We start from the raw sequence: 11411 nt of genomic DNA, 5'->3' as shown, positions 1-11411 counted from the left end.
CTAAGTGCGCCCTACAGCTGAGAACACCTGTCTAGCCACTGGTTCCGCTGCTGATCGGCCTCACGTTGACGATCTTCTCAAAGAGGTTGCGGAGCGTGATCAGCGCCATCACGCCGCTGCGGCTTTCTTCTGGGAATGACTTGCACCGCTGATAGGCCGCCGACGCCTTGTCGATCCATTCCCGGTCCACGACGCGCCCGCCTTCCGGCACAGCGCCAACCATAGCGGCGAGGCGTCCGGGCAGATCAGCGTCTGGATCGTCTCCCGTGGCCTTTGCGTAGGCGTAGAGCACTGCCGCAGGGTCTGGAGCACCCTCAACGGTGACGCCTTGCTCCGCAGCCACAATCGCGAACAGGATGGCCTCACGCACCAGCTCCTGCGCCACCTGAGCCTGATCAGCCATGATAGTTCCCCCCCTCAGATTGCGCCCGACGCTCTCCTCGCGCCTGTGCTCTCGCGCACGTACAGGAGGCCAGCGGCAGCGCTATTCCTAGATCCATGGAGCGATGTTGCTCCGGGGACTACGCAAATGACCGCTGTTAAGTCGATTGGCTCCATCATGTTCGCTACGCCGATTGGCTGGGCCACCATGGCCGCAGCCTGGATCGTTCTGACCCAGATCAGCGGTGCGTAAGCCCCACCCCAGCTGAACACCTCCCACTGGCCGCCTCCGGGCGGCTTTTTCTTTTGGAACCGAACGGTTCAGCCCGTGCTTCTCCTTGCACCCCCCACTGCCTCCGGGGGGGCCCCTCGAATGTGACAACTCTGGCCGCCTCCGGGCGGCTTTTCTTTTGGCTATGGCCTCCCTGGCCTAGAAGGGCACTTACGAGTTGCTACACAACTCAGTGCTCAGACGGCCGACCGCAGCGACCGAGCCCCAGATATGACCATCGTCGGCCCAGGTCGAAATCCTGACCGAATAGGGGGCCGGTTAGAGGATGTTCGAAAACGTACGCTAAGCGTCGTGGCCGGTCTGGTGAAGGCGGAGCGGCCTGAATCGCTCGCGGGGCTTGTCCAGCTGGACGGTTCGAAAACCGCGCTTTGAGCCGAGCTCGTCGAAACTGACGGAGTCAGATTTCGGAGACGTCGAAGGTAATGCCGTTAGTCGTTTTCGCCGAATGGACGTTATGGAACACAACCCCGGCGCATAATCACAAACCGTGATACACTCTCTAAAAGATTGCTTTTCGATGATCCAGAGAGTGGTCCGCCATGGCGTCGCAGAACCAAAATCCGCCAATGATCGACAGTCGCGCCGTGCGCAATCTGGTCGAGGCACAGGCCATCCGTAGCGCCACTGTCGTGGGGCAGGGAGGGGCATGGGCAGTCTGCGTGCGCTACGGGACCCAGGAACGCGCCATCGCCTCCACACGGGGCTCCCTGCGCACCTGGAGGCGGCTCGACAGCGCCGCAGCCTTCATCCGCCAGGAACTCGACCTCGCACACTTCCAGGTCGACGCCAGCAGTCATGACCCGGACGCGACCGGACACACCCGTCCAGACCAGGCCGAACGCCTGCGCCAGCAGCGCGAGGCCGCCGCCCATGACGCCTGGTTCCGGACCGAGGTCGAAGCCGGGCTGGCCGAGGCAGGGCGCGACGAGGTGATTGCGGCAGATGAGGCCTATGCCGCTGTCGAGGCCGCCATTGCCGCAGCCTCACGCTGATGCAGGTCGTCTATACCCGCCGGGCCCTGGAAAATCTGGGGCGCCACGCTGCCGCCATCGCTCAGGACAGTCCGCTGGCGGCCCGCGAGCAGGTCGCCCGTATCCGCAGCAGCATCGACCAGCTGGCGCGGTTTCCGGAGATGGGACGGGAAGGCCGGGTGACGGGTACGCGCGAACTGGCGGCGCCGCGGACCCCGTTCGTCGTCGTTTACCGGGCCGAGCCGGAACGGATCATCATCTTGCGCGTCCTTCACGGACGGCAGAGGTACCCGTAATGGCTCTGCGGAGCCTCGGGAGGGGCTTCATATGCCTCCACGGCCCTCACGGCCCGATTGTTGCTGTCGGGCCTTGCGGGCCTCAGCAATCCGCCTGAGCAACTGCTCTGCCCCTTCGCGCACCAGGGCCAGCCACAGCTCGATGAAGGAACTCAGCGAAAGCAGCCCCAGGGTTTCCATCACGGAGTTGAACTCGACGCCCTGCCTCTTCGCCTCCGCCGCAACAGAACGGGCCGTTTCAAGCTGCTTGATGGGATAGGCCAGAACCAGCCCAGCGCCGGTACGGCGTGTTTCCTGGACCGCTTCGGTACGCAGGTGAGCGTCGGCTCCCTGCGTTGCAAAATAGACGAACCGCCCGATTTTATCCGGGTTCGGGACGGACAGAAGTTCCGGGACCTCATGCAAAATGCAGTTCAGCGCGAGTGCTTCACGCGGGCTTCCTGTCAGCACGTGAACAATCTGACTGGCGGCTTCGAAGCCTGTCCGGTGCGACATACGCCAGATTCCGGGCGCACCAACCCGGAAAAGGTTCCCCGGATCGCTGATCCCGTCAAGAAGATAACCCACGGGTTCAAGGTCTGCGTTCCTGCCGGCGCTTGCAAACAGGGGGAAGGCGGCATGCAGTTGCTTGCCGAAACGAGCAGCGCCCAGGAGCCCAAGCTCGAACATGGATTCCGGCTGTAGCTGTTGAGCCTTCAGGTTATCCGCGACCGTACTGCGGTCAGCGACATCATTTGACAGGTGCAATACGGCTGACGGTTTTTCCCTTGCCTCCTGAGCGTGCCGGATAAGACCGGGCTCTATGTCGGCACGGAGCTGTGCCAGCAGGATTTTCGGTTCTACGAATCTCGCCAGCCAGTTGACCGCATCATTGAATTCCACTCCCAGAACCGCCTTCACCAGATCAATGGCGTTTCGGCCTTTCCGTTCTGTCTCCGGGAACCCGAAATGGTCGGGTTTTTGCAGGTCTGCCCCCGTAACGAGGTGGCCCGCAGGTCCCATCCAGTTGCTGTCATTGCCCTGCCTGATACGGACATAGCCGAGTAAAGGCAGGATGTCTGGCAAAGGAATGTGCCGCACGCGGTCAGCCAGGTCCTTGCGGGCCTGTTTCTCCCTGTCGCGGGCCGCGTCACGGTCTGCTTCAGCTGCAATGCGCAGCTTGCGCTCCTGCTCCAGAAGCTCACGCCCCTGATCCAGGTGCGACTGAAGGATGCCGATCCGGTGCTGGGCCTTCTGTAGCTCGTCGCGCACTACCCGGCTGTCTGCTGCCTGCGCCAGAAGGTGCTCCACGGCCTCTGTGGTCTGACCCAAGGTTAGGGCCATCCTGTCCCGCAGGCCAAGTTCCGGGGGCTCTTGCGCTGCATTCACGAGCCCGTAGTAGCGCTTTACCGACTGGTGGGTGGCCGTAGAGCCTTCGATGCCGCGCCTGATGCCCAGATGCTTCAGCGCGTCGGCATACTGGGTCTGGAAGCGCCGCAACTCACCACGCCCGAACTGGGTTTTGGCGTCGAGGCGCCCGGTTTCCGGGTTCAGCGGGACAATGGCTACCTGGATATGGGGCGTTGCCTCATCAAGATGCAGGACGGCTGAGGCGAGCCGGTCACCGAATTCCTTCTTCAGCCATCCCATTGTGGCCTTCACCCACGCATCGGTGCGCTTCGGATCATATGCACCGTGCCGTTCCGGATGTTCCGGCCTGAAATAGGCTGGCGAGGCTGACAGGACGCCCTCCATACAGAGCACTGCGTCCTTGCGCCGCTTTTGGGGCAGCCGTCGCTTGACCTCTTCAACCGGATCCTCACCGACCAGAAACCGGACCGCTCCTTCGGGTGCCTTTGGGTCCGCATTGGGAGTGTCGCGCGACCGGGTCCAGTGGCTGGCCATTTGGGCCAGATCCTCTATCTCCTTGACCTTCTCAAAGCGCAGGATCGCGAAGCTCACGGTGCCCTCCAACGTCTATAGACCTTTTGGAGTGTGTCGGAGGTTTCACAGAAAGTATATACTTAATGACATGGGGGGGGGTGAGGCGCGGAGCGCGGTGCCTTTCCCGATAAAAGGTATACTCACTAGACTTTGCTCCGCAAAGTCTGCTCGTCCAGCCTAGGACAGGTCACTTGAAAAGAAAAGAGGCACAGATTGCTCCGCGCCTCCTCTCGTCATGCTTCATCTAGATCAGAACCGGATCTCTGCCTTGCCGCGGAACTGCTGGTCCGAGTTGTTCGAGCCATACTGGCCCGTATAAGACAGGCCGAGTTTCATTGCCGAACTGACAGCCCAGTCAAGGCCTGCGCCGACGACTACGGCCGATCGATCAACAGGAACGCTTTCGATCGCAAACGGCGCTGATGCAAAACCTGAGCGGAAAGCGTTCAACGCCATCGGATTGACGTCGCCGAACGCGCCGCGCCAGCCCAGGGTGCCATTAACCGAAACCGTACCTGCCGACCCGTTCCCCATCAGACGACCATCCAACCGGATGCCGGCGGTGACCACGCCGATGTCGTCAGTACGATCATAGCCAACCAGCGCTGCAGGCCCGCCATTCTCGATGAAGCCATCGTTGTTGATGCGGATCGCAGCAGCATTAAGGAAAGGCGACACGCCGAACTGGTTGCCGAGAGCGACGCGGTATGATGCCTCAGCAAATGCCTGGAAGGTGCCCGTATCATACTTGGTCGATACGTAGTCCGCGAACCCCGCAAAAGCGACGCCACGATTAATCGAATTACGCGATCCGGCATAAAGCAGGCCGGCAGACAGCTGCATTGGACCGAAGTTCGTTCCAGCATACAGCGAGCCAAACACCGTCGATGAAGATGCGCGCGACAGGCGTTCATCCATATCGAAATGGCTGTTCATATAACCGCCGGCAACACCGACAGTGATGTCATTGAAGCGGGTGTCTGCACCGATTACAAAACCACCGGTACGGCGGTCGACAGAAGCCAGGCCAGAGCCGCGCTTGCTTTCACCCCAGTTGCCGAAGCCCTGACCCCAGAAGGTAGCCCCAAGGCCAGTCGCGGTATCAGCCGCAACGGTTTGAGTTCCAGAGCCGTAGCTACCGTGAGCGCTCCGCAAGCGGTCCAGAATGGCTTCCCGTGCGATATTTGCTTCGGTCAGGGCGTTTGTGGTTACTGCCGCATGGATTTCACCCGACAGCATGTTGAAACCGGTGCGCGCCTGCTCCCGCGTTCCAAACAGGATCGCGTCATAAACAGGGTTGCCATAGCCAAGTCGTTCAGCAGCATTCGCCGTAACAAGCTCGTTACGTGTCAGGGCAACAGCGCCAAAAGCTTGGTCATTGCGGTCAAGCCGCAGTCCGACCTGGTTCGCACCGTAGCTGAGCGTTGGCGTCAGGTAGGCGTAATTGCTCGAGACGGATGCAAAACGCCCCGTGACGCCGCCGTCAGCTGTCAGAATGGTGTAATTAGTGCGGCGATCGTACTGGCCTGCTTCCGCGAGAACCTGTACCTCGCCACCGCCCAGAACTGCGGCGCCCGTTGCTGCGATCCGGTCGCTTGCGCCGCTTGCGTTGACCTCGACCTGATAGATCGATCCGGCTGAAAACGCCACATTTCCAGCAACATTCAGCGTGCCGATCGAGTTGCCAGGGGCAACCACACCCTGGGCGACAACGCCGCCAACAGTGCCAGAGCCACCGAGGGTTGCTCCCTGGCTGACCACGACCGTGGAATTGGCAAGCGCGCCATTCACCCGCAGCGAGCCAGCCTGCAGCAGGGTCTGGCCGGAATACGTATTGGCGTCGCCAACGATCTCAAATGCACCGCCGCCCGTCAGGCCGAGGTTGCCCGTGCCGGTAATCGCCCCGTCCCAGACCGCAGCCCCACTTTCAACGAATGTAACGAGACCGGAGTTGTCGATAGCATTGCTGGCACCGAACGCCCCAATGGAGCCGCGCAGTTCGCCCTGAGAAACGATCACCTGGCCAGTGAAACCAGGGTTCAGGGCACCGAGCGTCACCGACCCGGCACCGTCCTTGGTGAGGTTGCCAGAGCCTGCGATCTGGGCATTCAGCTGGCCGCTCACAAGATTGTACCCCGAGGCCGCGCTCAGAACGCCGTTGTTGATCGTGCCGCCCTGCAGCGTTACCTGTCCGGCATTCTGGGTGACTCCACCTAGATCGAGGGTGCCGCCCGTGACCTGAAGATCACTACCATCAGCAAACTTTCCGCTGTCGGAAAGCACGAGCGAGCCGGCTTCGACTGCCGTGCCGCCGGTGTAGGTCTGCGCTTGGGTCAGCGTCAGAACGCCGGCGCCAACTTTACGGAGTGAGGCAGCCCCGGACACGACGCCGTCGAACTGCGTCGAGGCATTGTTGGAGCCAACGCTGAGCGCGCCATCGGAGTTGACGCTGCCGCTGCCGGCCAGGCCACCGAGTTGCTGGGCAAAAGTGCCATTGCTCAGGCTGGCTGTTGCGGCAAGGTTCAGGGTGGAGTTGGCCGACAGCTGGTTGGCTGCAGTCGTCGTCAGCGCGACGTTGTCGCCAAGGGCCGTCTGGCCATGCCATGCCAGCGTGCCAGCCAGCGTTACGTCGCCATTGTTGAACGCCACGCCGCCGAGGCCGTCGCTGGCGCCGCCAAGAATGATCGCCTGACCAGCCATATCAATTGCGCCGTTGCTTGCACCGGCGGTGACGCCGCCAGACAGGTCAACGACATGTGTCAGTTTGAGGGCACCGCCGTCGAGCGTCAGACGACCGCCTGGCACGCCGAGCGCTGTCGCTGAACCGGTCTCTAGGACGCCGCCAAGCACCGAAACGTTGCCGACAAAGGAGTTGGCGCCAGATACGACAAGCAGCCCGTCGCCGACCTTGTTGAAGCCAGCAGTCCCGCTCAAGACGCCAGAATAGGTCACCGTGTAACCGTTGCTGTCGAACGTCGCGCCGTCGCCACTGAGCGTGGCATTGTGTGCGATGCCCAGATCAGAGGTGGCCCGGACCATGCCGCCAGAGAAATTGACGGTGCTGGCAATGGCACCCGTGGCAGGCGTGATGGCGTTCGCGCCGCCAAGCTCCAGGACCCCCCCCGTCTGGGTGAACGTACCCGTTCCCTTGCCGAAATTGATCGTGCCCCCGACAGAGAGCGTGCCACCATTCAGAACGACCCGGCCAGTTGAGGCCGCCTGGTTTTCCGTAATGAGCATATTTCCGGACAGCAGGGCCTCTCCACCATTGATCGTGAAGGTTCCGTCCGCAGTCCCCATAAAATGGGGTCCCTTTGAGGCCGCGACACCTAGATCAGTGGCAGTACCATTGACCCCCCCAACCTCGAAACGGCCGTCGTTCAACGTGTAGGAGCCCGTGGAATTGCCGAGGGCGATCGAGACATTAGCGCCTGCTACATAGACGCTCGAATCAGCGCCGTTCTGGACGAGGGTGCCAGAGCCGCCGCCCGAAGCCTCGCGGCCGATATTAAAATAATCCTCATTGAAATCGCCGACGACACGGATTGAGGCCGCATCGTTGACAGTCACAGTACCCTGGGCCCCACCGCCTTCACCAACGCGGAACAGAACAAGATCACTTTCCATGACCAGGGATGACGTCCCGCCCATCGTCAGTGAGCCGACACCGCCACTAAGGCCGATCTCAATATTGCCGCCATTTGCCGCATCATAGGTGATAGCACCACCAGTCATGTTGACTGCGCCGGTCACGCCAGCACCAGAGCCAATACGCAACCCGCCATAGCCACCACCAGCGTCAGCCCCATCTCCGAAGTTGATGGCACCTGAGTTGATTGTGAGCGTACCAGAGCCGCCGCCCGCGTTTGACGCTCCGCCACCCACGTAAATGCGGCTTGCGCCTACGGACGGCAGCCCAACATTAATGACCCCGCCATCAAGCGTCACAGCGCCTGTCGCGCCATTTTTGCCGATCTCGATCACGCTGTTGGAGCCAGTTGTGCGACTGACATTCAGCGTCGTATTTTCTGCGAGTCCCAGTTGGCCGGCGTTGCCGGACCCATTCCCGACAACAAGGACTGACGGGTTAAGATTAATGGCCAGAGATGTGTTAGAACCTGGCGAGGATATTGACGTATTAATTAGAAGATCAGCTATAATCCCTGTATATGACAGGGTGCTGTTTCCCGATCCTGAGTTGACTATTTCGGAAAATGCGGCTTCGAAAGCTGTCGGGTCCGTTACGGTTTCGCTGGATGCAGCAGCAATGTGCGGTGCCATGATAATGGCGACACCGAGCGCGCTAGCAGACAGTCGACCGGATGCATTCCGGGACAAGAGCGTTTTTTTGTCGATGCAAATCGCCTCGGATGCAATCTTCCTCAACTTGACACGGCGCTTACGTGCCGAATGCTGGTGCGCGGCACCTTGATGGTTAAAAAAGTTGCTCATACCCCCCCCGTCCGATGGAATAAGGTGCCTCGAGCGCACCTAAGGCATCATAATCCATTCGGATTATTCATGGCTGAATTGTCGCGTCAACGTCAAATAAGGCGAAGATCCAATCCATGGTATGGTGTATTGGTTTTGCGTATTAATTTATTATATCTATATGCGTTACAGAACAAGATCGACAAAATTACCATGGGTTAGTTTTTTTAAATCTAAAATAATCCAAGTTTAAAATGATCTTGAATCGAATTAACTGCAATAAATTATTGCAATAATATTTACGAGTTACTTGTTTATATGCGACTATAAACTTTAAAATTGAAAATCTCGAACAAGGGGGTCTTGCGCTGCAGCGGAGGCTTCGGCAGATCCCGCGAGGCACCGATTGGCCGCCGTGTTTCGCTTGATTGTCGCCTTTGTGCCGTCAGGAGAGGCTATTGCGTTCATGCGGACGCACTTCTCGACCGACGAGCAACTCTCGGCCATCGCCGACTGTGCGCAACCAAGCGCAATCCCAACGGCCAGAACCCAGCGTATCATGCTCGCCCTCTACCCTTGGGCGCGCAGCATACTGTTACGCTTGCGCCCCGAACAGCCGCACCAGCCAGCCCCGGCGCTCCGTTGTCGGCGATGCCGTTGCGGTGAGCAGGCGCTGCGCCTGCTGTGCCTGTTCCTGCCAGGCGTCGCGCTGTTCCTTCAATTCCGCAATGCGCTCGGCCTGCAAGGCGACTTCGCGCTCTAAGGTGGCCATCCGCGCCGTTACAGCCGGGTCGGCCACCGTCACTACCGTTTCATTTGCCGGCACGGCTTGTTCCATCGTACCGTTGCCGCTCCGTAACGGCCTAGCACGGGGGTAGGCCCTGAACAGTTCTGCCGGGTCGATAGAGAACGTGCCGTCGTCGTTCCGCGACGCAGACAGCTTCCCGCTTTTGATTGCGCGGTGAATACTGGTCTTCGACGTGCCGACCTCTTTGGCCGCCTGTCCCATTGTAAACACGACGCGGTACTCCTGTTGCGGTGCGCCGTAACGATGCGCCCGGAACGGTTAACGGCAGGAAAATGGGCGCGTTTGGTTGGGAGAGCCTGATACGGAAGCTGGGGGATCAAACGGCCCGGAGCGGTCCGGAATGCATCGCGGAGTTGGAGCACGCGATTGCCTTGGCCGCATACATCGTCCTGAATCATGGCGACTTCTATGCCCCATGCTTTGACCTGCTGGAAAAGGAGATCTCTGCCGCAGTACGGTCCCTACGTGGGAGGGGGCCAAGTCGGCCCGAGAAGGCCCAGGAGGGGGGGGCAAAGTCGCCCCTTCACCGAGGCTTGCCGAGGCTCTTGCAGAAGCCGGAAAAGGCCGTCGCCACGTCCTTGTCGTCGAGCTTGCGGCCCTTTCCCAGCCACCACGCCCGGAAACGACCAGAATGACCGACTAACCACAGAGGCAGAGGGTTTACGATCACAGGTGGGGGAGCTTCAGAGCGAAGTGGTGGGCCATAAGACGAACCATGAGAGAGCGGAGCGGGAGATCGCAGGACTCCAAGAGCAGCTAGCAGCTTGGAAGGCCAACGCTGAGTGGATGGCCCAGCCTTGGATAGTCCGGCTGATCAAATCGTTCCGTAAGTGAATGCTTCACTCCTCTGGGCGAGCAGGCTCTGAGGTAGAGCCTAGAGTGACGTCCCGCCCACAGCCCCCCTTCGGCGGTGACCCTGCGCCTGCTTGGGGGCTACTCCGGGTCGCCGGGGCCTATCGGCCCGGGGCCATGGACGGCCCGTCCCTTAGATCATTAGAAGGGGCAAAATTAAACCGACGCAGATTCAACGGCTTACCAGGGGGGGGTAGGCAGTAGCTGATTGGCTACCCCCAGGCAGTAGCTGACTGGCTACCCCTAGCCATTCTGCTGTTGAAAATTGCCATCCGATTGGCAGAAACCGCCATTGCCTAGGCCTTCGGCATTGGTGATAATCGCCAGTGATTTGGCAAAAAACACCACCGGATTGGCTAGGGGTAGACAGTGAAACAGCAGTTGCCGGTAAAGCCCGCTCCCACCGGGAATTGGGTCCAAACAGAGCGAGAAGCGCATGAGGCTTGGGCCCAGCTGATCGCAAGAGCACCCAAGGCAGCTGCTGTCATGCACCTCCTCACGGCCCGCGTAGGCGAGAACAATGCGGTTGTGATCTCCCACAGGACATTGGCTGGCCTGCTGGGCGTTAAAAGCCTCACCACCGTGAAAGCCGCTCTAGCCACACTCGCTGATGATCGGTGGATTGAAATCCGTCAGATCGGGGACCGGGGAACGGTCAACGCCTATGTTCTCAATGATCGCGTGGTGTGGTCCGGGAAGCGGGACAACATCCGCCACAGCCTATTCAGTGCAACGGTGGTGGTGTCCTCTGATGAGCAGCCTGACGCTGACCAGCTGGGCTACCAAACCCCTCTGCGCCGTCTACCCAGGATAGGTGAAATGCAGATGCCCCATGGCGTAGGCCTGCCGCCTGAAAGCCAGCCATCGTTTGATGGGTTTGAGCCCGCACTGCCCGCTACAGGCGATGAGTAGTCATCACTACCTCTTGGGGCCCTTATAGTCCTTCAGAAAGATCATAACATGGTTTACGCCATTAAGAACGGTATTGTTTGGGTTCTTTGAGCAATAGTCGCGCACAAGCCCAACCAATCCCATTGGTGGCATATCCTTAAGCAGGTCGTATTTCCGATTTGATTGGACATACAACATGAATGCATAGCCGCTCATGTACCCTTGAATATAACCAATAACCAGATCATTATTATAGAACTCTGTAATAAACCTAGAACACATCATGTTAGGGCCGATAAAGGTGGCTGAGGCGTTTGCTTTTGGTGCGCTAATGGTCAGCATTAGTGGAACGAGTGCACCCAACAGCGCACGGGATATATGACGCTTCAAGATTTGCTCCGTGGCTGCGTGCAAACACAATTTGCGCTGGCACTTAGGACCGATCACTAGAAATGATCTCTCGCCCACCTTGAGCTGACAAGCAGTATTAGGATGATCTGGTGGTGGTCTCGGGTTTCGCAGAAACCCATAAGTGTCTGATCAGAAATTAAGTTGAGTGGTATCAG

Annotated in this window: 7 protein-coding genes; 3 read left to right on the top strand and 4 right to left on the bottom strand. The window is 59.5% G+C overall.

The genetic code is table 11. The features are described 5' to 3' along the window. Window positions 1-31: 31 nt before the first annotated feature. Window positions 32-403, bottom strand: a complete 372-nt coding sequence (locus AC6A67_RS07315; RefSeq protein ID WP_498035890.1) for a hypothetical protein — start codon at window positions 401-403, stop codon at window positions 32-34. Window positions 404-1212: 809 nt separating this feature from the next. Here AC6A67_RS07315 and AC6A67_RS07310 point away from each other — a divergent pair. Beyond that, window positions 1213-1665, top strand: coding sequence for a ParC-related protein (locus AC6A67_RS07310; RefSeq protein ID WP_498035889.1), 453 nt, complete (start codon window positions 1213-1215; stop codon window positions 1663-1665). Continuing rightward, the gene (locus AC6A67_RS07305) at window positions 1665-1940 is read left to right on the top strand and encodes a type II toxin-antitoxin system RelE/ParE family toxin (RefSeq protein WP_498035888.1); all 276 of its coding nucleotides are present in this window, start codon (window positions 1665-1667) and stop codon (window positions 1938-1940) included. The genes AC6A67_RS07310 and AC6A67_RS07305 overlap by 1 nt, the downstream gene beginning before the upstream one ends. Before the next feature lie 27 nt (window positions 1941-1967). On the opposite strand, the gene mobV is transcribed toward AC6A67_RS07305, so the two are convergent. The 3 genes from mobV to AC6A67_RS07290 all read right to left on the bottom strand — a co-directional run bounded on the left by mobV (window position 1968) and on the right by AC6A67_RS07290 (window position 9312). Continuing rightward, window positions 1968-3881 (bottom strand): MobV family relaxase, encoded by a 1914-nt coding sequence (mobV, locus tag AC6A67_RS07300; RefSeq protein WP_498035887.1) that lies wholly within the window; start codon window positions 3879-3881, stop codon window positions 1968-1970. Between the two features lie 231 nt (window positions 3882-4112). Further along, on the bottom strand, window positions 4113-8315 hold the full coding sequence (locus AC6A67_RS07295; RefSeq protein WP_498035886.1) for an autotransporter domain-containing protein: 4203 nt from the start codon (window positions 8313-8315) through the stop codon (window positions 4113-4115). A 574-nt stretch (window positions 8316-8889) separates the two neighbouring features. Then, complete coding sequence (locus AC6A67_RS07290) at window positions 8890-9312, bottom strand: MerR family transcriptional regulator (RefSeq protein ID WP_498035885.1); 423 nt, start codon at window positions 9310-9312, stop codon at window positions 8890-8892. 1011 nt (window positions 9313-10323) lie between these two features. Between AC6A67_RS07290 and AC6A67_RS07285 the strand changes: the two genes are divergently transcribed. Next, on the top strand, window positions 10324-10866 hold the full coding sequence (locus AC6A67_RS07285) for a hypothetical protein (protein ID WP_498035884.1): 543 nt from the start codon (window positions 10324-10326) through the stop codon (window positions 10864-10866). Window positions 10867-11411 lie beyond the last annotated feature (545 nt).

Source organism: Camelimonas sp. FR25 (assembly GCF_059740505.1).
This window is presented reverse-complemented; position numbering and strand designations above follow the sequence as displayed.